The sequence below is a fragment of the Kitasatospora sp. NPDC059812 genome (assembly GCF_042732075.1).
In the GTDB taxonomy this organism is placed as follows: domain Bacteria; phylum Actinomycetota; class Actinomycetes; order Streptomycetales; family Streptomycetaceae; genus Kitasatospora.
Map to the genome: position 1 here is coordinate 29,002 of NZ_JBHWIO010000031.1, position 22,401 is coordinate 51,402.

Here is a 22,401-nt window from a genome sequence, read left to right on the forward strand (position 1 = left end):
CCGCGGATCTCAGGGATCCGCGGCGGCCCCGGCTCGGGCGGGTGTGGGCGTCAGTGGACGTCGCCCATGAGCGTGACGACCCGCTTGCGGTACGTCGCCAGCGCGATGCCGGCGACGATCGCCATGGCGCCCTGGACCGCGAAGTACCAGGTGCTGCCGACCACCTTGTCGCCCAGCACCAGCTGGAAGATGGCGGCCACGCAGTCGCCGGCGGTGACGGCGAGGAACCAGACGCCGACCATCTGGCTGGCGTACTTGGTGGGGGCCAGCTTGGTGGTGACGGACAGGCCGACGGGGGAGAGGGTGAGCTCGCCGACGGTCTGGACCAGGTAGACCATGGCCAGCCACAGCGGGGTGACCTTGGCGTCGCCGGAGGCGGCGCCCATCGCCGCCATCATGACCAGGAAGGAGGCGCCGATCATCAGCAGACCGAAGGCGAACTTCATGGTGGTGCTGGGGTTCTTCGACCGGCGGGCCAGGGAGACCCAGAGCCAGGCGAAGACCGGGGCCAGCGCCATGATGTACAGCGGGTTGAGCGACTGGAACCAGCTGGACGGGAAGTTGATCCCGAACAGCGTGGAGGCGGTGTGCTCCTTGGCGAAGACGTTCAGCGTCGAGCCGGACTGGTCGTAGATCATCCAGAACACGGCGGCGGCGACGAAGAACCAGATGTAGCCGCTCATCTTGGACTGCTCGTCCGCGCTGAGGTCCTTGTCGCGCTTCACCTTGGCGAACACGAAGACCGGGATCGCCAGGCCGGCGATGGACAGCGGCCAGACCGCCCAGTCGATGGTGAAGTGGCCGGTGGAGACGACGATGCCGTAGAAGACGACCGCCGCGGCCAGCCAGATGCCGGCCTTGCGGAAGATCTTGCGCTTCTCGTCCGCGCCGATCGGCGAGGTCACGATGTCGCTGGTGGGGCTCAGGTGGCGGGTGCCCAGCAGGAACTGGACCAGGCCGAGCGCCATGCCGATGCCGGCCAGGGCGAAGCCCAGGTGCCAGTCGACCTTCTGGCCGACGGTGCCGACCACCAGCGGGGCGAAGAAGGCCCCGAGGTTGACGCCCATGTAGAAGATCGTGAAGCCGCCGTCGCGGCGCGGGTCGTTCGGGCCGTCGTAGAGGTGGCCGACCATCGTGGAGATGTTGGCCTTGAGCAGGCCCGAGCCCACCGCGATGCAGACCAGACCGGCGAAGAACGCGCCGGTGAACGGCACGGCCAGCAGGAAGTGGCCGGCCATGATGATCGTGCCGCCGATCGCGACCGTCTTGCGGGCGCCGAGGAAGCGGTCGGCGATCCAGCCGCCCGGGAGGGCCAGCAGGTAGACCATGGCCGTGTAGACGCTGTACACGGCGCCGGCGGTCGCCAGCTTCATGCCGAGGCCGCCGTCCGTGACGGAGGCGGTCATGTAGAGCACCAGCAGGGCGCGCATGCCGTAGTAGCTGAAGCGCTCCCACATCTCGCTCAGGAAGAGCGTGGCGAGCCCTCGGGGGTGACCGAGGAAGGTCTTGCCGCTGGGCGAGGCCGGGGTGAGGCCGGCTTCCAGGGTGGTAGACGCCATGAGTAGGGGTTCCTTGCCTGACAGCGTCCGCCAAGGGGGGTGGCGGCGGACGTGGACGGAACCACTCTACGTGGCGATATTTAGCGTTATCGGATGACAAAAGCCACGAATCAGGTATGGGAATGGCAAAGTCCGTGACAGATCTGCCCGATCTATCGATGGTAGACGGGCAAATTTCCCTTCAATTTCAAGATTGAAGGCCGGATTCTTCACCGAACGGGCGGTCTGCGACGGCGTGTTGAGCCTGAAGGAGCCCTTGTGTAACGATCACGCTCTGTGAACTACCTCACAAGGCAGTCCGCCATACCCGGGCGGACTACCATCACCACATGACCTGTGTGCTGCTCGCCGAGGACGATCCGGCGATCTCCGAACCGCTCGCCCGAGCCCTGCGACGTGAGGGCTATGAGGTGCTCGTCCGCGAGGACGGTCCGACCGCACTGGCCGCGGGCCTGACCGAGGAGGTCGACCTCGTCGTCCTCGACCTCGGCCTGCCCGAGATGGACGGCCTGGAGGTCTGCCGCCGCCTGCGCGCCGACGGCAAGAGCTGCCCCGTCCTGGTGCTCACCGCCCGCGCGGACGAGGTGGACACCGTGGTCGGCCTCGACGCCGGTGCCGACGACTACGTGACCAAGCCCTTCCGCCTGGCCGAACTGCTCGCCCGCGTCCGCGCCCTGCTCCGGCGCGGCAACGTCGACCAGCTCACCACCGGCGCGCACGGGGTGAAGATCGACATCGAGTCCCACCGCGCCTGGCTCGGCGAGGAGGAGCTCACCCTCTCCGCCAAGGAGTTCGAGCTGCTGCGCGTCCTCGTCCGGGACGCCGGCCGGGTGGTCACCCGCGAGGAGATCATGCGGCAGGTCTGGGACACCACCTGGTGGACCTCCACCAAGACCCTGGACATGCACATCTCCTGGCTCCGCAAGAAGCTCGGCGACGACGCGGCGAACCCGCGCTACATCGCCACCGTGCGCGGAGTGGGGTTCCGGTTCGAGAAGAATTAGCCCCGTACGGAGATCGCGGCCGGGAGTCGGCCGACGAAGCGGAGCACCTCGGGGAGCGGCAGCGTGAAACGCCGGATGATCAACTCGCTGCTGGGCGTCGTCCTGGTGGTGGTCGTGGTGTTCTGCGTGCCGCTCGCCCTGGTCGAGAAGCGCACCATCGTCAACTCGGCCCAGGACCGGGTGGACGCGGCCGCCGTCCGGGTGCTCGCCCTGGTCGAGAACCGGCTCTCCGCGGGTGAGTCGGTCACCGGCCGGGCCTTCGACAACCAGGTCACCGAGGGCAGCTACGTCGAGGTGCAGATCCCCGGCCAGGACGTCGTCTCCAGCGGCGAACGCCTGGCCGGCGGCCACCTGCTGAAGGCCGTCGAACGCGGCAACAGCGGAGAGGTCGTCACCGTCGAGCAGTCCCGCGCGGACGTCGACCACGAGATCGCCAACATGCTGCTGCTGCTCGGCGTGGTCGCCCTGCTGGCCGTCCAGGCCGCCGTGGCGCTCGCCGTCTGGCAGGCCAAACGGCTCGCCCGGCCGCTCACCGACCTGGCCGAGACCGCCGAACGGCTCGGCTCCGGCGACCCGCGCCCCCGCGACCGCCGCTACGGGGTGCCCGAACTCGACCGGGTCGCCGAGGTGCTGGACACCAGCGCCGAGCGGATCGCCCGGATGCTCACCGCCGAACGCCGGCTCGCCGCCGACGCCTCGCACCAGCTGCGCACCCCGCTCACCGCGCTCTCCATGCGGCTGGAGGAGATCACCGCCCTCGCCGAGGAACCGGAGACCGTCAAGGAGGAGGCGACCATCGCCCTCCAGCAGGTCGAACGGCTCACCGACGTCGTCCAGCGGCTGCTCACCACCCAGCGCGACCCGCGCAGCCCCACCGCAGTGGCCTTCGACCTGGACGAGGTGATCAAGCAGCAGGTCGAGGAGTGGGGCCCGTCGCTGCGCGAGACCGGCCGGGTGCTGTCCCTGGAGGGCCTGCACGGGGTCACCGCCGTCGGCACCCCGGGCACCGTCGCCCAGGTGCTGGCCACCCTGATCGAGAACTCGCTGATGCACGGCGCCGGGACGATCACCCTGCGGGTCCGGCCCTCCGGCACCTCGGTGGTGGTCGAGGTGCAGGACCAGGGCGCCGGCGTGCCGCCGGACCTCGGGAACCGGGTGTTCGAACGCGCCGTCAGCGGCCGCAACTCCACCGGCATCGGCCTGGCCGTCGCCCGTGACCTCGCGGAGGCGGACGGCGGGCGGCTCGAACTGCTCTCGCTGAAGCCCGCGGTGTTCGCGCTCTTCCTCGGCCGCAGCCACGCGGACTGAGCCGGGGCGGGCGGGGCCGGGAGTACGGCCGTCCAGGGCGGACGGCCGGCCGGCTATTCGGCCTTGGCGTAGCGGATCTGCTCGGCGGCCAGCATCAGCTCGGCCTGGGCGGCCAGCTCCTGGCCGCTGGTGCCGCTGGTGCCGCTCGCGTCCTGCGCGACCGGCTCGGGCAGTGCCTTGAACACCCAGGTCCGGTACGAGAAGAAGCGGAACACGGTGGCCACCGCGAGGCCGGCCACCTTGGCGCCCAGCTGCTCGTAGTGCGAGTCGAGGCCGAGCACGTACACCGAGAAGCCGAGCACGCCGGTCTCGATCAGCATGCCGATGCCGCTGTACACGAGGAACAGCGTGATCTCCCGCTTGCGCGAGGCGGCGTCGCGGTCCCGGTACAGCCAGTAGCGGTAGCCCAGGTAGTTGGTGGCGATGGCGATCAGCGTCGCCGCGATGTTGGACCGCAGCGAGGCCAGGCCCAGCCCGTTGAGGCACACCCAGAACACGGCGAAGTTGACCACCACGCCGCTCAGGCCGACCAGGCCGAACTTCACCACTTCGCCTGACAGCCCCCGCAGTTTCTGCGAGAGCGAAGGGCTCGAAGCTGCGGACGTCGCCATACCGGGCTGCCTCCATGTGCCTGCGGGTCGAAGAGCGGATCGCGTGGACGCGTCCACCCCTTGAGCCCTGCGTGCACGCACATGATCGGACTGCGCAGACCAGGACCTAGCCGTCCAGGCTACCCGCTTCCACCGAACGGCTCAGCCCCCAGGGCTCCGGGTTGACTGGGACGCCCAGCCCACCCCAGCGGTTCCACCGCCCCCGACCGGCCCGGATATCCTGGCGGGGTGACTTCCCCGGGCAATGTGAATTTTCCAGTGGTGGGCATGATCGGCGGCGGGCAGTTGGCCCGCATGGCACACCAGGCGGGCATCCCGCTCGGGGTCAGGTTCAAACTCCTCGCCGACACGCCCCAGGACTCCGCCGCACAGGTGGTCTCCGACGTCGTCCTCGGCGACTACCGCGACCTCGACACGCTGCGCCGCTTCGCGGCCGGCTGCGACGTGATCACCTTCGACCACGAGCACGTCCCCACCGAGCACCTGCGGGCCCTGGAAGCCGACGGCATCGCCGTCCGGCCCGGCCCGGACGCGCTGGTCAACGCCCAGGACAAGGGCGTCATGCGGGCCAAGCTCGACTCCATCGGCGTGCCCTGCCCCCGCCACCGGATCGTCGCCGACCCGGCCGACGTCACCGCCTTCGCGAACGAGGGCTCCGGCTACCCGGTCGTGCTGAAGACCGTCCGCGGCGGCTACGACGGCAAGGGCGTCTGGGTCGTCGACGGCGAGGAGGACGCGCAGGCGCCGTTCCTGGCCGGCGTCCAGGTGCTCGCCGAGGAGAAGGTCGACTTCGTCCGCGAACTCGCCGCCAACGTCGTCCGCTCGCCCAGCGGCCAGGCCGTCGCCTACCCGGTGGTGGAGAGCGTCCAGGAGAACGGCGTCTGCGCCGAGGTCACCGCCCCCGCGCCGGACCTCGACCCGGCCCTCTCCGACGAGGCCCAGCAGCTGGCCCTGCGCATCGCCGGCGACCTCGGCATCACCGGCCACCTCGCCGTCGAACTGTTCCAGACCAGGGACGGCCGGATCCTCGTCAACGAACTCGCCATGCGCCCCCACAACTCCGGGCACTGGACCCAGGACGGCGCCGTCACCTCGCAGTTCGAGAACCACCTGCGGGCCGTCCTCGACCTTCCGCTCGGCGACCCCCGGCCGCGCGCCAAGTGGACCGTCATGGTCAACGTCCTCGGCGGCGACTACCCGGACATGTACCACGCCTTCCTGCACTGCATGGCCCGCGACCCCGGCCTGCGGATCCACATGTACGGGAAGGACGTGAAGCCCGGCCGCAAGGTCGGCCACGTCAACGTCTTCGGGGACGACCTCGACGACGTCCGCGAGCGCGCCCGCCACGCGGCCGCCTACCTGCGAGGAACGATCACCGAATGACCTCCTCCCCTTCGAGCCCGCTCGTCGGCATCGTCATGGGCTCGGACTCCGACTGGCCCGTCATGGAGGCCGCCGCCCAGGCCCTCGACGAGTTCGAGATCCCCTACGAGGTCGACGTCGTCTCGGCGCACCGGATGCCCCGCGAGATGGTCGCGTACGGCGAGAACGCCCACCGGCGCGGCCTCAAGGCGATCATCGCCGGCGCCGGCGGCGCCGCCCACCTGCCGGGCATGCTCGCCTCCGTCACCCCGCTGCCCGTCATCGGCGTGCCGGTGCCGCTGCGCTACCTGGACGGCATGGACAGCCTGCTGTCCATCGTCCAGATGCCGGCCGGCGTCCCGGTCGCGACCGTCTCGGTGGCCGGCGCGCGCAACGCCGGCCTGCTCGCCGTGCGGATGCTGGCCGCGTTCGACCCCGAACTGACCGAGCGGATGACCGACTTCCAGGCCGAGCTGAACAACCAGGCCACCGAGAAGGGCAAGAAGCTCCGCGCCAAGGTGGCCGGATCCTCCTCCTTCGGCTTCGGCAAGTAACCCCGGCGGCGGGTGGGGTAGAACAGCCGGTATGACTACCGAGCTGGACTCCCCCACCCCGCTGGACCGCGCCAAGGCCCTGCTGCGCACCGCCCCCGTGGTCGACGGCCACAACGACCTCCCGTGGGCGATGCGCGAGCAGGCCGGGTACGACCTCGGCGCGGTCGACCTGGCCGCCGACCAGAGCGACCGTCTGCACACCGACCTCGCCCGCCTCGCGGAGGGCGGGGTCGGCGCGCAGTTCTGGTCCGTCTACGTGCCGACCCGGCTGGCCGGCGACCACGCGGTGAGCGCCACCCTGGAGCAGATCGACTTCGTCCACGCCCTGGTCGAGCGCTACCCCGACCGGCTCCGGCTCGCCCGCACCGCCGACGACATGGAAGCCGCCCGCGCCGAAGGCCGGATCGCCTCCCTGATGGGCGCCGAGGGCGGCCACTCCATCGACTGCTCGCTCGCCACCCTGCGCGCTCTCCACGAGCTCGGCGTGCGCTACCTGACGCTCACCCACAACGACAACGTGCCGTGGGCCGACTCCGCCACCGACAAGCCGGCGGCCGGCGGGCTGACCCGCTTCGGCGAGGAGGTCGTCCGGGAGATGAACCGGCTCGGCATGCTCGTCGACCTCTCGCACGTCTCCGCCGACACCATGCGCGACGCCCTGCGGGTCACCGAGGCCCCGGTCGTCTTCTCGCACTCCTCCGCCCGCGCCGTCTGCGACCACCCGCGCAACATCCCGGACGACGTGCTCGCCCAGCTGCCCGCCAACGGCGGCGTGGCGATGGCCACCTTCGTGCCCAAGTTCATCCTGCCCGCCGCCATCGAGTGGACCCTCGCCGCCGACGAGAACATGCGCGCCCACGGCTTCCACCCGCTCGACACCACCCCGCCCGCGATGGAGCGCCAGCGCGCCTTCGAGGCCGCCAACCCGCGCCCGATCGCCACCCCGGCCACCGTCGCCGACCACCTCGACCACCTGCGCGAGGTCGCCGGCATCGACCACATCGGCATCGGCGGCGACTTCGACGGCACCGCCTTCCTGCCCGACGGCCTGGGCTCGGTGGCCGGCTACCCCAACCTGATCGCCGAACTCCTGCGCCGGAACTGGTCCGAGGCCGACCTCGCCAAGCTCACCTGGCACAACGCCGTCCGCGTCCTGCGCGACGCCGAGTCCGTCGCCGCCGGGCTGCGGGCCGGCCGCCGCCCGTCCATCGCCACCATCGCGCAGCTGGACGGCGTGAAGGGCTGAGATCGGACGGCGCGAAGGGCTGAGGTCAGCCCAGCCGCGGGATCTCGATGGCCGGGCACCTGTCCATCACCATGGCGAGCCCGGCCGTCCTGGTCCGCGCGTACGCGGCCTCGTCGACCACACCCAGCTGGAACCAGACGGCCTTCGCCCCGGCCGCCACCGCCTGGTCGGCCACCTCCCCGGCCAGCGTGCTGTTCACGAACACGTCCACCACGTCGACCGGGAACGGGATCTCGGCGAGCGAGGCGTAGCCGGGCTCGCCGAGGACCGTCTCGGCCTTCGGGTGCACCGGCACGACCCGCTTGCCGTACCGCTGGAGCACCCCGGCCACCCCGTACGCGGCCCGGGCGGTGTTGCCGGACAGGCCCACCACGGCCCAGGTGTCGCCGGTGCCGGTGAGGATCTCGCGAACCGTCGCGTCGTCGCCGTAGCTCGTCATGCCGGTGCCAACGACGACCACGGGCGCCGGATTCCCGCAGGTGTCAGCTGGGGCGGCCGAGCGCGCGGTAGGTCCAGCCGGCGGCGCGCCAGGCGTCGGCGTCCAGGACGTTGCGGCCGTCGAGGAGGCGGCGTTCGGCGACCACGGCACCGAGGACGGCCGGGTCCAGCTCGCGGAACTCGGCCCACTCGGTGAGGTGCAGGACGACGTGGGCGCCCTCGGCGGCCTCCATGGCCGAGTCGGCGTAGGCGAGCGAGGGGAACATCTTGCGGGCGTTGTCGACGGCCTTCGGGTCGTAGACGGTGACCTGGGCGCCCTGGAGCTGGATCTGGGCGGCGACGTTGAGCGCGGGGGAGTCCCGGATGTCGTCCGAGTTGGGCTTGAACGCGGCGCCGAGGACGGCCACCCGGCGGCCCAGGAAGCCGCCGCCGCACTGCTCGCGGGCCAGCTCCACCATCCGGGAGCGGCGGCGCATGTTGATCGAGTCGACCTCGCGCAGGAAGGTCAGCGCCTGGTCGGCGCCGAGTTCGCCGGCCCGGGCCATGAACGCCCGGATGTCCTTGGGCAGGCAGCCGCCGCCGAAGCCCAGACCGGAGTTGAGGAACTTGCGGCCGATCCGCTCGTCGTGCCCGAGCGCGGTGGAGAGCAGCGTGACGTCGGCGCCGGCCGCCTCGCAGACCTCGGCCATCGCGTTGATGAAGGAGATCTTGGTGGCCAGGAAGGAGTTGGCGGCGGCCTTCACCAGCTCGGCGGTCGCGTAGTCGGTGACCAGGAACGGCACCCCGGCCGCGATCGGCTCGGCGTACACCTCGCGCAGCAGCCGCTCGGCACGCTCGCTGTGGGCGCCGACGACGATCCGGTCCGGGCGCAGGGTGTCCTGGACGGCGAAGCCCTCGCGCAGGAACTCCGGGTTCCAAGCGAGTTCGGCGCCCGCGCCGACGGGTGCCAGCGCGGCCAGCCGCTCGGCGAGCCGGCTCGCCGAGCCGACCGGCACGGTGGACTTGCCGACCACCAGAACCGGGCGGGTCAGGTACGGGGCGAGGCCGTCGATCGCGGCGTCGACGTACGACATGTCGGCGGCGAACTCGCCCTTGCGCTGCGGGGTGTTGACGCAGACGAAGTGCACGTCGCCGAACTCCGCGGCCTCCTGGACGGAGCTGGTGAAGCGCAGCCGGCCGGTCGAACCCTCGTGCCCGGCGACGTGCTTGAGCAGTAGCTCGGACAGCCCCGGCTCGTACATCGGGACGCGGCCGGCGGTCAGCGTGGCGATCTTGTCGGGGTCGATGTCCAGGCCCAGCACCTCGAAGCCGAACTCGGCCATCGCGGCCGCGTGCGTGGCACCGAGGTAGCCGGTGCCGATCACGGAGATGCGGAGGGTCACGGGTTCCCCTTTGTGCGGACTCGACCTGTACGGGTGCCTCTGATGCTATCCGCCCCGACGGATCCGGCCTCGATCGCCCGTACGCCGGGGACGCTAGGCAGCCGCAGGTCGGAGCCCTAGGATCTCTACTGAACGGTAGTTAACACCGGATCGACTTCGATCACTGGACGAGGCGGGCATCATGGCGGGCAGCGCAGGGGCGGCTGACTTCGATCTCTTCCGTATCTCCGAGGAGCACGAGATGCTCCGTGAGGCGGTGCGTTCGCTGGCCGAGGCGAAGATCGCTCCGTTCGCGGCTGAGGTGGATGAGCTGGGGCGGTTCCCGCAGGAGGCGTTGGACGCGTTGCGGGGCAGTGATCTGCATGCGGTGCACGTGCCGGAGGAGTTCGGTGGTGCGGGGGCGGATGCGCTGGCGACGGTGATCGTGATCGAGGAGGTGGCGCGGGTGTGTGCGTCGTCCTCGTTGATTCCGGCGGTGAACAAGCTGGGGTCGTTGCCGGTGCAGTTGTCGGGTTCGCCGGAGTTGAAGGCGAAGTACCTGGGGGCGCTGGCGCGGGGTGAGGGGATGTTCTCGTACTGCCTGTCGGAGCCGGAGGCGGGTTCGGACGCAGCGGGGATGCGGACCCGGGCGGTGCGGGACGGGGACTTCTGGGTGCTGAACGGGGTGAAGCGCTGGATCACGAACGCGGGTGTCTCGGAGTTCTACACGGTGATGGCGGTGACGGATCCGGAGCTGCGGTCGAAGGGGATCTCGGCGTTCGTGGTGGAGAAGGGCGACGAGGGGGTGTCGTTCGGTGCGCCGGAGAGGAAGTTGGGGATCAAGGGTTCGCCGACGCGTGAGGTGTACTTCGACAATGTGCGGATTCCTGCGGATCGGATGATCGGTGCGGAGGGGACGGGTTTCGCGACGGCGATGCGGACGTTGGACCACACGCGGGTGACGATCGCGGCGCAGGCGGTGGGGATCGCGCAGGGGGCGTTGGACTATGCGAAGGGGTATGTGAAGGAGCGGCGGCAGTTCGGGAAGGCGATCGCGGAGTTCCAGGGTGTGCAGTTCATGCTGGCGGACATGGCGATGAAGCTGGAGGCGGCGCGGCAGTTGACGTATGCGGCGGCGGCGAAGTCGCAGCGTGGGGACGGGGATCTGACGTTCTTCGGGGCGGCGGCGAAGTGCTACGCGTCGGATGCGGCGATGGAGATCACGACGGATGCGGTGCAGTTGCTGGGCGGGTACGGGTATACGCGGGACTACCCGGTGGAGCGGATGATGCGGGACGCGAAGATCACCCAGATCTACGAGGGGACCAACCAGGTCCAGCGCATCGTCATGGCCCGCAACCTGCCGTAGCCGGACGGCGCCTCGGCCTCGACCGCGCTTCGGCCTCGAAAAGCGGGCGACGGCGGGCGGCCCCGCTTCGTAGGCTGCCCGCCATGTCCTCCGCACTGAGCCTGGCCCGGATCACCCCCGACACCATCGACGCCGCCCTCGCCCTGAAGGTGCGCCCCGACCAGGAGGCCCTGGTCGCGCCGGTGGCGACGTCGCTGGCCGAGGCGTACGCCCACGGGGACACCGCCTGGCCCCGGCTGATCATGGACGGGGAACGGCCGGTCGGCTTCGTGATGGCGTTCTTCGACATCAGGTTCAACCCCGAGCAGCCGGACGACCGCCCCCGCTCCGGCCTCTGGCGCCTGCTCGTCGACGCCGAGCAGCAGCGCGGCGGCTACGGCCGCTTCGCCGTCGAGCAGGTCTGCGCCGAGATCCGCCGCCGGGGCGGCACCCGCGCCACCGTCACGTACGTCCCCGGCCCGGAGGGCCCCGCCGCCTTCTACACCGGCCTGGGCTTCCGCCCGACCGGCGAGACGAGCGGCGACCAGGCGGTGGCGGAGCGGGAGTTGGAGCCGGCCACGTCCTAGAGTCGGCGGTGACGAGTAGGGTGCCGGACCATGACCGAGCCGGACTTCCTCACCACGACCAGGTCGTTCTACGACGCCATCGCCGTCGACTACGCCGACCGCTTCCGCGACGAACTGGCCGGCGAACCGCTGTCCCGGGCGGTGCTCGCGGCCTTCGCCGAGCTGGTCCGCGCCGAGTCGGTCCGTACCGGGCGTGCGGACTGCCCGGTGGCCGAACTTGGCTGCGGCCCCGGCCGGGTGACGCACCACCTGCACGGCCTCGGCCTCGACGTCCGCGGCATCGACCTGTCGCCGCGGATGGTCGAGCTGGCCCGCGCGACGTACCCCGGGCTGGACTTCGCCGAGGGTTCGCTGCTCGACCTCCCGCTGCGCGACGGCGAGTTGACCGGCGCGGTCGCCTGGTACTCGATCATCCACACCCCGGCGGAGCGCCTGCCGGAGGTGTTCGCCGAGTTCGCGCGGGTGCTCGCCCCGGGCGGCCACCTGCTGCTCGCCTTCCAGGTCGGCGACGAGCCGCTGCGGATCGACCAGCCCTTCGGCCACCCGGTGGCGCTGGACTTCCGTCGCCAGCAGCCGGACCGGATCGCGGAGTTGATCCGTGCGGCCGGCCTGCGGCTCACCTCCCGCACGCTCCGCGAGCCGGAGGAGGGCGTGCAGCCGACCCCGCAGGCCTACCTGCTGGCCCGCAAGCCCGCCTGAGTCGTCTGAGCCGCGTGGGGCGGTGGTGACAGCGGCATGACAGTGGTTCCGGTGGGGTGTGAGAGGCCTGACAGCGGGTGCCCCGAACCTTGGTGACTGCACGTCAGTCCACCGAAACGGGAGGCCCTGCCCATGCCCCGACCCCGCCTCACCTCCGCGCTCAGAACCGGTGCCGCCGCGGCCGCCGGGCTGCTGCTGGCCGGTCTCGCCCCGGCCGCCTCGGCGGCGGCCCCGGCGGCGCCGGTGCCCCGGCTGGACTGGCGTTCCTGCGTGCCGGACTTCGACTGCGCCCGCGCCACGGTGCCGATGGACTACCGCGACCCGGCCGGGCGCACCGTCGAGCTGGCCGTCATCCGGCACCCCGCGACCGACCCGGCGCACCGGATCGGCTCGCTGTTCTTCAACCCCGGCGGCCCGGGCGTGCCCGGCACCCAGGCGCTGCCCGCCGTGTACGGGATGCTCCCGGCGCAGGTGCGGGAGCGGTTCGACCTGGTCGGCTTCGACCCGCGCGGCGTCGGCGACTCCACCCTGCCGCAGTGCTTCCCGGACGCGGCGGCCGAGCAGGGCCTGCTCGCCGGGCTGCCGGCCGGCTACCCGGTCGGCGCCGCCCAGGAGTCGGCCTGGGCGACGACGTACGCGCGCTTCGGCCGCCAGTGCGCCGACAACGAGCGGACCGGCCTGCTCGCCCACCTGTCCACCGCCGACACGGCCCGTGACCTGGACCTGCTGCGCGCCGCCGTCGGCGACCGCCGGCTGAGCTACCTCGGCACCTCGTACGGCAGCTACCTGGGTGCCACCTACGCCAACCTCTTCCCGACCCGGGTGCGCGCGATGGTGCTGGACAGCGCCCCCGACCCGGTCGCCTGGTCCACCGGGCGCTCGCCGCAGCAGCGCGCCCTGCCGCCGTTCCTGCGCACCGGCAGCGACCTCGCCGGCGCCCGCACCCTCGACGCCTTCCTCGACCAGTGCGCCGACGCCGGCCCCACCGCCTGCGCCTTCGCGGCGGCGGACCGGGACGTCACCCGCGCCAAGTTCACCGAACTGCTCGACCGGCTCGGCCGGACGCCGGTGACGCTCGGCACCCCGTCGGCGGCGGTCACCTTCGACCAGGCCTCCACCGCCTCCACCGTCCTGCCGATGCTCTACGCCGCCACCCCGGTGCCGAACGCCCCCGGCACCGGCTGGCCGGCGCTGGGCGGACTGCTCCAGCAGCTGTGGACCGCCGCCCCCGACGCCTCGGCGCCGCTGCCGACCGGCGGCCAGCCCAAGCAGGCGCAGACCCTCGGGGCGCTCTGCGCCGACACCGTCAACCCGCCCGCCTCCGGTGCCGACCCGGCCGCCGACACCACCTACCCGGCGCTGTCCGCCCTCGCCCGGGCCCGTGCGGGCGCCACCGGCCCGTACCTGGTCTGGCAGAACCAGCGCTGCGCCGCCTGGCCGGCCGAGGCCGCCCGGGACCGCTACACCGGCCCGTGGAACCGGCCGACCTCCGCGCCGATCCTGGTCGTGGCCCTCGCCGGCGACCCGGCCTGGCCCTACGAAGGCTCCCGCGCGCTGGCCGACACCCTCGCCCGCGGCCGCCTGCTGACCGTCCACGGCTACGGCCACACGGCGCTGGGCAACCCGAGCGCCTGCGCCTGGGACCGCGAGCAGCGGTACCTGGTCAGCGGTGAGCTCCCGCCGCCCGGCACGGTCTGCGAGCCGGACCACCAGGCGTTCTAGCCCTGCCCGGCGGTCCTGGTCGTGCGCGTGCGCGGAATCCGTGCACGCGCACGCACCTCGGTACGATGAACGTCATGAACCGTGCCGACCTCTCCCTGGGCCCGCTGTCCGAGCGGGACCACGCCTTCTACGGCCTAGTCTGGGCCGGCACCACCCTCGCCGCCCAGGTGGACCGCGAGCTCACCCGGGTGCACGGGCTGTCGCTGTCCTGGTTCGAGGTGATGCTCTGGCTCAACGGGCAGCAGGAGCCGGTCGCCGCCTCCGACCTGGGCGCGAAGACGATGCTCAGCCGCAGCCAGGTCTCCCGGGTGGTCGACGCCCTGGCCGCACGCGGCCTGGTGGCCCGCACGCCCTCCGCCTCCGACGCCCGGTCGGTGCGGATCGAACTGACCGGGCAGGGCCGCGCCGCCTTCGCCGAGGCCGACGCCACCCGGCGGGCCGTCCTCGCGCCGGTCTTCACCGACCGGCTCGACGAGGGCGACATCGCGGCCCTGGAGGCGGTCTGGCGCAAGCTGAAGGCCTGAGCCCCGGGCCCGGGGCTACACCGCGTCGGCTACACCGGGTCGGCCTCCGCCGCCCCGGCCCGCGGCCGGCCGGAGGCGGTCGCGATCACCTCGTCCAGCACCTCGCGGGAGCGGAGCAGGTCGGTGACCATCCGGTCGATCCGGTCCCGTTCGGAGGCCAGCTCCTCGACCAGCAGCGGGGTGGCGACCTCGTTCGGGCCGCCGTCGGAGTCGCGCATACAGGGGAGGATCTTGTAGATCGTGCGGCTGTGCAGCCCGGCCGCGAACAGTTCCTGGATCAGCACGACCCGGTCCACCGCCGGCTCCGGGTACTCCCGGTGCCCGCCGTCGGTCCGCCGGGCGGCCAGCAGGCCCTGCTGCTCGTAGTAGCGCAGCGAGCGCTCGCTCACGCCCGTCCGCCGGGCCAGTTCACCGATCCGCATGCCGCCCACCCCGTCGCCGTGACCGCTTGAACCTGACGCCGATGTTAGCTTCCACGGCCCTCGCACCGGCCGGATAACACGGGACCGCCACCTGGCGCCGTGCCGGGGGTGACGCGCGTCGGCCGACGGGTCGTGCCATGATCCCTGCATGGCTTCCAACGTTTTCTTCGACATCGAGATCGACGGCGTTCCGTCGGGCCGCATCGTCTTCAAGCTGTACGACGACGTCGTCCCCAAGACCGCCCGCAACTTCCGCGAGCTCGCGACCGGCCAGAACGGCTTCGGCTACGAGGGCTCCGGCTTCCACCGCGTCATCCCGCAGTTCATGCTGCAGGGCGGTGACTTCACCAACCACAACGGCACCGGCGGCAAGAGCATCTACGGCGAGAAGTTCGCCGACGAGAACTTCCAGGCCAAGCACACCCGCCCGGGCCTGCTGTCGATGGCCAACGCCGGCCGCAACACCAACGGCTCGCAGTTCTTCATCACCACCATCGTCACCGACTGGCTGGACGGCAAGCACGTCGTCTTCGGCGAGGTCGTCGAGGGCATGGACGTCGTGACGGCGGTCGAGAAGCTCGGCTCGCAGAGCGGCCGCACCTCGGCGAAGGTCACCATCGCCAAGTCCGGCATCGTCGAGTAGTCACCGGTTCACCAGTTCGAAACCGCACACCGCCCCGGCCGCGGAAGTCTGATCAGTCGACTTCCCACCCCGGGGCGGTGGCAGTTTTCGGTACGGTTCCGGGCTTGAGGCGGGCGGGACGGCGGTCAGCCTCGGAGCGGTATCGGATTCTCTGGGCTGTCGAGCCACACAGTGTGACTACCGGGTGTGACGGTGAGGCCGAAGCGGTCGAAGCCGGGTCGATCGTGGCGGCACCACCAGTGCCAGGCTGCCTCCACCTCGTCCCAGAGGCTCCGGGGGCCCGACTGCACCACCTCGTAGTCGTGCCGGCCAGGCTCCCAGTCGACGGTGGCCCACGACGTGATGGCCGTGTCGTGCAGCCACAACGTGTACGTGCCATCGGCGTACCGCTCAACCAGCGGGAACACCCCGGGCACCTGCACCCCAACGGCGAACATGGCCAGCCAACTGCCAACGTCGTCCGGGGAGACACCTGTAGTCGACTCGGTCCCGTCCGCCGGCCATGGCCCGGACAGGTACTCCAGGCTGTTCGGCCGGGAGGCGCGCTGCCGACGCAGCCGCATGAAGGCGGACGACCCGACGAACCGGCCGTGCGCGGACGTCGGGTAGTACTCGGCTCGCGAGAGACGACACTGCGCGTCGCCGGCGCTGGTCTTGTCCACCTCCACCGTGACGACGTTGTCCGAACCGAGCCGGTGAGACAGGAGCGCTGCATTCCACCCGGTTCCGGTGCCGACCTCCAACACCCGGCGGTACAACGTCCCTGTAGGAGTCCGGCTTTGCGGGGAGGCAGGCGAGATGCCGAACGAGAGGCTGAAAGCCGTTGTGACGTCGGCTGGTTGGACGTGCGCCGCTCTGGCGGGCAAGGTCGGCGTGGACATCAAGTCGGTTGAGCGATGGGCCAATCAGAACCGGACGCCCAGGTTGGCGACGGCCCGTCTGGCGGCCGAAGCGCTGGGGGAAGACATGTTCGCACTGTGGCCGAGTCTGCGGCAGCCACGTGCCGCAAGGGCGATGAGCCCTGAACTGGTGGCGCTCTACGAACAGCGCGCCGACCTGCCGGTATCCGTCTTCGTGAGCCTGCTCGGGCAGGCCGCCGAACGCATTGACGTGCTTGTCTACGCTGCTGTCTTCCTCCACGAGGCGTACCCCCGGCTGAACGATCTGCTTCGGGAACGCGCTGCCGATGGTTGCGCGGTTCGGATCGCACTCGGCGACGCCGACAGCGGGAACGTCAGTCGGCGCGGAGAGGAGGAGAAGTTCGGTCACGGTATCGAGTCCCGATGTCGGCTTGCCCTCCTGCACTACCGCCCGCTGCTCGGCACGCCGGGGATCGAGATCCGCACCCACGGAACCACGCTGTACAACAGCCTCTACCGGGCGGACGACCAGGTGCTGGTGAACGCGCATGTGTGGGGAGTCAATGCCTTCGGAGCCCCGGTGTGGCACCTGCGCCGGACCGGGTTGGGGACGCTGTTCGACACCTATGCTGCGAGCTTCGACGCAGTGTGGAGCACCGCCCGACCGGTTGAGGAGAGCTGATCACGTGGCACGGACCGAGTTCTACGACGATCCCGACGCGCCCAAACCGAGTCGGCTGGTAGTGGCAGCGTCCGCCGTGGTGACGGACGACGAAGGGCGCATCCTCCTCCAACGACGCACCGACAACGGGCTGTACGCGTTGCCGGGTGGAACGATGGACCTTGGTGAGTCGCTCCCGGGCACGGCCGTTCGGGAGGTCCGCGAGGAGACCGGCTTTGACGTCGAGATCACTGGGCTGGTTGGCACGTACACCGACCCCCGGCACGTGATCGCCTACTCGGACGGCGAAGTCCGGCAGCAGTTCAACGTCTGCTTCACCGCGCGCATCACGGGCGGGGAACTGCGGATCTCGGATGAGTCCACGGACGTCCGGTTCGTGGCGCCGGGCGACATCGAAGGGCTGCCGATGCACCACACTCAGCGCCTCCGGCTTCAGCACTTCCTGGCGAACAGGGCGATTCCCTACCTCGGCTAGGTCCAATGCCACTGACTTTGCGGTCCTCCGCGCCCCTCCGACCGAGGCATCGCCACAGGTCAGCGGCTCGTGATCGCTGTTAAGTCAGTGGCATTGCGGCTAGGTCTGCCGAGGCGCCGGACGGCGCCCGCACCGAGCGGCGGTTCACCGGCCCCGAGGCGCTGGTCGCCCGACTGGGCCACTTCGGCCTCGGCCGCCTGGCGGAGTGCGGGGGCAGGGTAGCCGGGTGGGTGGGCGGGCGGGCCGGAACCGGGCAATCACTGCGTGCGCCGGCGCGGTCGCTCTAGGCTCTCCGTGCGCGGTCGGAGCCGCGGCGAACTCGACACTCCGGCAAGGTGGTTCACCGATGGAACAGGACGCCGACGACGGCGCGGTGACGTACGAGCAGGTGACGGTGGTCTCGCTCGCCTCGTGCGAGCCGGTCAATCCGGCGCGGATCGCGGTGCGGGTCGCCTGCGAGGTCATGACGGTCAAGCGGGTGGCGGGCTACTGGGTGCGCTGGGACGAGCGCTGGGGGCCGGAGGAGATCCGCCACCACTCGCGCTGGGTGCCGGACGAGGAGTACGTGCGGCCGGGCACCGGCGGGGTGGACGGCGCGCTCACGGTGACGGTGGCCGCGTACTGGACGTACCGGGAGGGCGGCAGCCCGCGCCGGCCGACCACGGAGACCGCGGTGGCCTTCCGGCCGGGCGAGGCCGAGCACGAACTGGTGCTGGAGCGGCCCGATCCGCACCGCCCGGCGGCCCTGACCGTGCACCTGACCGGCGCCCGCTGGCTGGCGGGCGGCGAGGGGCGGCTGATCCACTACGGCTACGCGGGCGCCACCGAGGCTGCCGGCGGCGAGGGGGAGTGGCTGGTCCGCTTCCCCGAGTGCGGCACCGGCCTGCTCCCGCAGGCGGGCTAGGCGACTGCGGTACGGGCCTGCTCCCGTCGGCTGGTCAGGCCGCCGTCCGGGCCCCGTCCCGCAGGCCGACCTTGCGGGCGGGGGCGCCGGCCCAGATCTCGCCGGGCCCGGTGGAGCGGGTGAGCACGGCGTTGGCGCCGATGACGGTGCCGGCGCCGACGGTGAGCACGCCCTCCTTGCACACCACTTTGGCGCCCGCGCACAGCACCGCGCCGTCCTGGACCACCACCCGCCGCATGGCGCTCCGTTCCTGCGGCACCCACGGGTCGGCCCGGCCGATGGTGACCCCGTTGTAGAGCGTCACGCCGGCGCCGAGGGTGGTGTACGGGTGGAGCACCGTGCCGAAGCCGCGGTGGAACACGACGAGCCCGGGCCCGATCTCGCAGGCGGCGGGCACCTCCATGCCGTAGAGCGCGAGCGCCTCCTGGACCAGGCGGCCCAGGAGGCGGTGGCGGCGGCGGTAGACGAGCGCGGTGACGAGTGACATCCACCCATTGTGGCGGCGCGGCTACTTCACGTCACAAGGGGTTACTTGATGTCCGGTACCGCGGTGTCGTTCTTGAAGGCGTCGAAGACCTGCTTGGACTTGGCGGCGTCCCACAGCACCGCCGACTCCCCGGTCTTGGTCCGGTAGTCCGGGTTGCCGATCGGTACGGTCAGGGTCTTGCCGCCGCCGCCGTTGACGTCCTTCATGGCGAGGAAGAGCGAGCCGAGGTCGGTGAGGCCGGCGTCGTCGTCGACGATGAGGGTGCCGAGGGCGGAGTCGACCAGCGGGTAGAAGGTGAACGGGTTCAGCACGGTGCCGGGGGAGGCGGCCTGGTGGGCGAGGGCGCCGAGGAACTTCTGCTGGTTGCGCATCCGGCCGAGGTCCTGGTCGGCCATCTGGTGGCGCTGGCGGACGAAGGCGAGGGCCTGCTTGCCGTTGAGGGTCTGGTCGCCGGCCTTGAGGTCGAGGCCGGAGTCCTTGTCCTTGAGGTCCTGGTCGATGTGCATCTCGACGCCGCCGATGGAGTCGACGATGCCGACGAAGCCGGCGAAGCCGATCTCGGCGTAGTGGTCGATGCGGATGCCGGTGTTCAGCTCGACGGTCTGGACGAGGAGGCGGCCGCCGCCGTTGCCGAAGGCCGAGTTGATCTTCGAGGTGGTGCCCTTGAGGGTCTTGCCGCTGCTGCTCTTGTACTCGGGGATCGGCACCCAGGAGTCGCGCGGGATGCTCATCAGGGTGTTCCCGTTGTCCCCGACGTGCAGGACCATCATCGAGTCGCTGCGCTTGCCCTCGGTGTCGTGACCGGTGTGCAGGTCGTCCTGTTCCGAGTCGGTGAGGCCCTGGCGGCTGTCGGAGCCGACGATCAGCCAGTTGGTGCCCTTGCCGGCCGGCGGGCGGCCGGGGTAGTCGGCGAGCACGTTCTCGTGGTTGAGCTTGGAGTCGGCCCAGAACCAGGTCGAGACGGCGGTGACCATGACGGCGATCAGGAGGCCGAAGACCGACCACTTGACGATCCGGCGCCGCGGCCACCGCTTGGTCTGTATACCGCCCGGCTGGGCGCCGCCCGGGCCCCCGGGCCCACCCGGCCGTCCGGGACCCCCGGGACCGTTAGGACCACCAGGACCACCGGGGCCCCCAGGCCCACCAGGCCCCCCGGGGCGGCCGCCGGGCTGCCCGCCCGGACCCTGCGGCGGGACGCCGCCGAGCCGCGACGGCTCCGGCTGTCGTGGCGCGGGCGCACCCGGCCCGCGCGGGTTCATCGACGACGGCAGCGGCGGCTCGGCCGCCCCGCCGCCCCCGCCGCGCCCGTACGCGCCGCCGTTGCCGCCGCCCCCATACGGGTTCCCGTCTCGGTATGGGTTCCCGCCGTCTCCCGGGCGGCCCTCCTGCCACGTGTTCATGTCGTCGAGGATGCCCGACCCCGCTCGTGCTGACTCCCCCCGGGGTACTCACCAGGTCGCTTGTAGCAGTTTTGATGCACGGGTCGGATCGTTCCGCCGCAACTTCCGCGCGGCCGTACGACGGTGGGGCGGGACGGGACGGGACGGGGCGGCGCGGGCGCCGGGTCGACGTGAGCCCGGTCACCACGCGTCACGTCACCCGCCGTTCAACTGGCGAAACGATTCTTGACCGGTTCGAACGCAGCGTGTTTGCATTTCGGGTATGGATCAGCGTTGGGCACTCACGCGTCGGCGGCACGTCGACCTGCGGCGTGGTGTGGCCTGTTCGCTCTGTCGCGGCTGAAGCGCGCCCACCGGACCACCTCGGCGTCACCCCACCCGCGCCGAGCACCTCATCTCGAACGCGTCGAGCACGTCGAGCACGTCGAAACACCTTCCCGGGCTCCGACCCGCAGCGGTCCTCCTGCGCCGCGTCGCGCCGCCCCCGCCTCCAGCCAAAGGTGAACCCCATGGCCACCGTCCTGTCCGTTTCCGGCTCCCCGTCCGCGACCTCCCGCACCACCCGCCTGCTGCGCCACGTCGACGCCGGGCTGGAGGCCCGCGGCCACCACGTCGTCCCGTTCGAGGCGCGCAGCCTGCCCGCGCACGCGCTGCTGTCGGGCGACTTCGACCACCCGGAGATCGTCGCCGTGACCGAGCTGTTCGCCCGGGCGGACGGCGTCGTGATCGGCACCCCCGTCTACAAGGCCGCCTACTCGGGCCTGTTGAAGGCCCTGCTGGACGTGCTCCCGCAGTACGCGCTGGCCGGCAAGGCCGTCCTGCCGCTGGCCACCGGCGGCTCGCCCGCGCACGTGCTGGCGGTGGACTACGCGCTGCGCCCGGTGCTCAGCTCGATGGGCGCCGGCCACATCACCCAGGGCTGGTTCGTGCTCGACCGCCACATCACCACCAGGGAGGACGGGACGACCCTGGTCGAGCGCGAGACCGACACCCTGCTGGCCCCGGTCGTGGAGGGTTTCGCGCAGGCCTTGGAGCGGCTGGCCGCACCGGCGCTGACCGGCTGAGGAACCGGGGCCCGGACCCCGTACGGGGCGTCCCCGAGACGGGCTGCGGCACCCCCTAGGGGGAGGGGTGCCGCGCCCCGTAGATCCTTGGTTGGGCGGCTTCATTCCGGCGGATGACGAGCGTGCCCGCCGTTGCTCATAACGTTGTGGACGTCCCCGCTCGTGCCGACGAGGGGCGAGGTTCTCCCGGGAGCCGGCGCCCGCCGGGCCCGGTGGGTGGGGTCAACTCCCGGTCGACGACCCTTCCTGCGCCATGCCCGCGTCCTGCGGCATGCCCGCGCACGGAGGGGCCGGCCGGGGTCGACGGTCGGGCCCACTTCTTAGGAGACTCCAGTGACGACGGCAGCCACAGCCGTGTACGACCCCCAGCTTCCCGACGGCGCGCCCGCCGTCGCCGCCGCGGCCCGCCAGGTCAGCAAGGCGTACGGCGCGGGCGAGACCAGGGTCACCGCGCTCGACGCGGTGGACGTCGACATCCAGCGCGGCCGCTTCACCGCGATCATGGGCCCGTCGGGCTCCGGGAAGTCGACCCTGATGCACTGCCTGGCCGGCCTGGACACGGTCAGCGCCGGGCGGATCTGGATCGGCGACACCGAGATCACCGGCCTCAAGGACAAGCAGCTGACCAGGCTGCGCCGGGACAAGATCGGCTTCATCTTCCAGGCGTTCAACCTGCTCCCGACGCTGTCCGCGCTGGAGAACATCACGCTGCCGATGGACATCGCCGGCCGCCGGCCGGACCAGGCCTGGCTGGACCAGGTGGTGGAGACCGTCGGCCTGGCCGGCCGGCTCAAGCACCGCCCGGCGCAGCTCTCCGGCGGTCAGCAGCAGCGCGTCGCGGTGGCCCGGGCGCTGGCCGCCCGGCCCGAGATCATCTTCGGCGACGAGCCCACCGGCAACCTGGACTCCCGGGCCGGCGCCGAGGTGCTCACCTTCCTGCGCCGCTCGGTCGACGAACTGGGCCAGACCATCGTGATGGTGACCCACGACCCGGTCGCCGCGGGCTACGCGGACCGCGTGCTCTTCCTCGCCGACGGCTTGATCGTCGACGAGATGCACGCGCCCACCGCCGACTCCGTCCTCGAACGCATGCGCCGTTTCGACGGCAAGCGGACCAGCTGAGCGGGCGGGACGGGAC

At 71.5% G+C, this 22,401-nt stretch carries 24 protein-coding genes; 16 read left to right on the forward strand and 8 right to left on the reverse strand.

The window, feature by feature from the left end; translation table 11 throughout:
- Positions 1-50: 50 nt before the first annotated feature.
- On the reverse strand, positions 51-1,559 hold the full coding sequence (locus ACFV6D_RS17730) for a peptide MFS transporter (protein WP_063349097.1): 1,509 nt from the start codon (positions 1,557-1,559) through the stop codon (positions 51-53).
- A 329-nt stretch (positions 1,560-1,888) separates the two neighbouring features.
- On the opposite strand from ACFV6D_RS17730, the gene ACFV6D_RS17735 reads away from it, so the two are divergent.
- A complete protein-coding gene (locus ACFV6D_RS17735; RefSeq protein WP_030290974.1) occupies positions 1,889-2,563 on the forward strand; it encodes a response regulator transcription factor in 675 nt (224 codons plus the stop codon).
- A 63-nt stretch (positions 2,564-2,626) separates the two neighbouring features.
- Entirely contained in the window at positions 2,627-3,871 is a 1,245-nt protein-coding gene (locus ACFV6D_RS17740; protein ID WP_063349098.1) for an ATP-binding protein, read from the forward strand.
- Positions 3,872-3,924: 53 nt separating this feature from the next.
- On the opposite strand, the gene ACFV6D_RS17745 is transcribed toward ACFV6D_RS17740, so the two are convergent.
- On the reverse strand, positions 3,925-4,482 hold the full coding sequence (locus tag ACFV6D_RS17745; RefSeq protein WP_063349099.1) for a GtrA family protein: 558 nt from the start codon (positions 4,480-4,482) through the stop codon (positions 3,925-3,927).
- A 246-nt stretch (positions 4,483-4,728) separates the two neighbouring features.
- On the opposite strand from ACFV6D_RS17745, the gene ACFV6D_RS17750 reads away from it, so the two are divergent.
- From ACFV6D_RS17750 to ACFV6D_RS17760, 3 genes are read left to right on the forward strand one after another with little or no spacing between them, the layout of a single operon-like run.
- Positions 4,729-5,868, forward strand: coding sequence for a 5-(carboxyamino)imidazole ribonucleotide synthase (locus tag ACFV6D_RS17750; RefSeq protein WP_380346324.1), 1,140 nt, complete (start codon positions 4,729-4,731; stop codon positions 5,866-5,868).
- A complete protein-coding gene (purE, locus tag ACFV6D_RS17755) occupies positions 5,865-6,401 on the forward strand; it encodes a 5-(carboxyamino)imidazole ribonucleotide mutase (protein ID WP_063349101.1) in 537 nt (178 codons plus the stop codon). Before ACFV6D_RS17750 ends, purE begins: the two co-directional genes overlap by 4 nt.
- Before the next feature lie 31 nt (positions 6,402-6,432).
- The gene (locus ACFV6D_RS17760; protein ID WP_380560439.1) at positions 6,433-7,647 is read left to right on the forward strand and encodes a dipeptidase; all 1,215 of its coding nucleotides are present in this window, start codon (positions 6,433-6,435) and stop codon (positions 7,645-7,647) included.
- A gap of 25 nt (positions 7,648-7,672) precedes the next feature.
- Here ACFV6D_RS17760 and ACFV6D_RS17765 read toward each other — a convergent pair whose 3' ends face one another.
- Both ACFV6D_RS17765 and ACFV6D_RS17770 read right to left on the reverse strand, forming a co-directional pair.
- On the reverse strand, positions 7,673-8,086 hold the full coding sequence (locus ACFV6D_RS17765; protein ID WP_380560461.1) for a CoA-binding protein: 414 nt from the start codon (positions 8,084-8,086) through the stop codon (positions 7,673-7,675).
- Between the two features lie 43 nt (positions 8,087-8,129).
- Positions 8,130-9,467, reverse strand: a complete 1,338-nt coding sequence (locus ACFV6D_RS17770; RefSeq protein WP_063349103.1) for a UDP-glucose/GDP-mannose dehydrogenase family protein — start codon at positions 9,465-9,467, stop codon at positions 8,130-8,132.
- A 181-nt stretch (positions 9,468-9,648) separates the two neighbouring features.
- Here ACFV6D_RS17770 and ACFV6D_RS17775 point away from each other — a divergent pair, with 181 nt between their 5' ends.
- The 5 genes from ACFV6D_RS17775 to ACFV6D_RS17795 all read left to right on the forward strand — a co-directional run bounded on the left by ACFV6D_RS17775 (position 9,649) and on the right by ACFV6D_RS17795 (position 14,326).
- Positions 9,649-10,815, forward strand: coding sequence for an acyl-CoA dehydrogenase family protein (locus ACFV6D_RS17775; protein WP_063349104.1), 1,167 nt, complete (start codon positions 9,649-9,651; stop codon positions 10,813-10,815).
- Between the two features lie 83 nt (positions 10,816-10,898).
- Positions 10,899-11,381 (forward strand): N-acetyltransferase, encoded by a 483-nt coding sequence (locus ACFV6D_RS17780; protein WP_063349105.1) that lies wholly within the window; start codon positions 10,899-10,901, stop codon positions 11,379-11,381.
- A gap of 30 nt (positions 11,382-11,411) precedes the next feature.
- Positions 11,412-12,080 (forward strand): class I SAM-dependent DNA methyltransferase, encoded by a 669-nt coding sequence (locus ACFV6D_RS17785; protein ID WP_380560440.1) that lies wholly within the window; start codon positions 11,412-11,414, stop codon positions 12,078-12,080.
- 132 nt (positions 12,081-12,212) lie between these two features.
- Positions 12,213-13,802, forward strand: coding sequence for an alpha/beta hydrolase (locus tag ACFV6D_RS17790; protein WP_380560441.1), 1,590 nt, complete (start codon positions 12,213-12,215; stop codon positions 13,800-13,802).
- Between the two features lie 74 nt (positions 13,803-13,876).
- A complete protein-coding gene (locus ACFV6D_RS17795) occupies positions 13,877-14,326 on the forward strand; it encodes a MarR family winged helix-turn-helix transcriptional regulator (RefSeq protein WP_063349108.1) in 450 nt (149 codons plus the stop codon).
- A gap of 29 nt (positions 14,327-14,355) precedes the next feature.
- On the opposite strand, the gene ACFV6D_RS17800 is transcribed toward ACFV6D_RS17795, so the two are convergent.
- Complete coding sequence (locus tag ACFV6D_RS17800) at positions 14,356-14,748, reverse strand: MerR family transcriptional regulator (protein WP_380560442.1); 393 nt, start codon at positions 14,746-14,748, stop codon at positions 14,356-14,358.
- 148 nt (positions 14,749-14,896) lie between these two features.
- Between ACFV6D_RS17800 and ACFV6D_RS17805 the strand changes: the two genes are divergently transcribed.
- Positions 14,897-15,391 (forward strand): peptidylprolyl isomerase, encoded by a 495-nt coding sequence (locus ACFV6D_RS17805; RefSeq protein ID WP_063349110.1) that lies wholly within the window; start codon positions 14,897-14,899, stop codon positions 15,389-15,391.
- Between the two features lie 125 nt (positions 15,392-15,516).
- On the opposite strand, the gene ACFV6D_RS17810 is transcribed toward ACFV6D_RS17805, so the two are convergent.
- Positions 15,517-16,134: a hypothetical protein gene (locus tag ACFV6D_RS17810; protein WP_380560443.1), complete on the reverse strand. Its 618-nt coding sequence runs from the start codon at positions 16,132-16,134 to the stop codon at positions 15,517-15,519.
- A 55-nt stretch (positions 16,135-16,189) separates the two neighbouring features.
- On the opposite strand from ACFV6D_RS17810, the gene ACFV6D_RS17815 reads away from it, so the two are divergent.
- From ACFV6D_RS17815 to ACFV6D_RS17825, 3 genes are all read left to right on the forward strand, one after another.
- Positions 16,190-16,933: an XRE family transcriptional regulator gene (locus tag ACFV6D_RS17815; RefSeq protein ID WP_380560444.1), complete on the forward strand. Its 744-nt coding sequence runs from the start codon at positions 16,190-16,192 to the stop codon at positions 16,931-16,933.
- A 4-nt stretch (positions 16,934-16,937) separates the two neighbouring features.
- The gene (locus tag ACFV6D_RS17820; protein ID WP_380560445.1) at positions 16,938-17,408 is read left to right on the forward strand and encodes an NUDIX domain-containing protein; all 471 of its coding nucleotides are present in this window, start codon (positions 16,938-16,940) and stop codon (positions 17,406-17,408) included.
- A 346-nt stretch (positions 17,409-17,754) separates the two neighbouring features.
- Positions 17,755-18,312 carry a hypothetical protein gene (locus ACFV6D_RS17825; RefSeq protein WP_380377338.1) on the forward strand — a complete coding sequence of 186 codons (558 nt, stop codon included), beginning with the start codon at positions 17,755-17,757 and terminating at the stop codon, positions 18,310-18,312.
- Positions 18,313-18,346: 34 nt separating this feature from the next.
- Here the strand turns inward: ACFV6D_RS17825 and ACFV6D_RS17830 are convergent, their stop codons facing one another.
- Both ACFV6D_RS17830 and ACFV6D_RS17835 read right to left on the reverse strand, forming a co-directional pair.
- Positions 18,347-18,799 (reverse strand): hypothetical protein, encoded by a 453-nt coding sequence (locus ACFV6D_RS17830; RefSeq protein ID WP_063349114.1) that lies wholly within the window; start codon positions 18,797-18,799, stop codon positions 18,347-18,349.
- A 41-nt stretch (positions 18,800-18,840) separates the two neighbouring features.
- Complete coding sequence (locus ACFV6D_RS17835; RefSeq protein WP_244293658.1) at positions 18,841-19,773, reverse strand: LCP family protein; 933 nt, start codon at positions 19,771-19,773, stop codon at positions 18,841-18,843.
- Positions 19,774-20,708: 935 nt separating this feature from the next.
- Here ACFV6D_RS17835 and ssuE point away from each other — a divergent pair.
- Both ssuE and ACFV6D_RS17845 read left to right on the forward strand, forming a co-directional pair.
- Positions 20,709-21,263 (forward strand): NADPH-dependent FMN reductase, encoded by a 555-nt coding sequence (gene ssuE / locus ACFV6D_RS17840; protein ID WP_063349116.1) that lies wholly within the window; start codon positions 20,709-20,711, stop codon positions 21,261-21,263.
- 333 nt (positions 21,264-21,596) lie between these two features.
- The gene (locus ACFV6D_RS17845) at positions 21,597-22,385 is read left to right on the forward strand and encodes an ABC transporter ATP-binding protein (protein ID WP_380560446.1); all 789 of its coding nucleotides are present in this window, start codon (positions 21,597-21,599) and stop codon (positions 22,383-22,385) included.
- Positions 22,386-22,401: the final 16 nt, after the last annotated feature.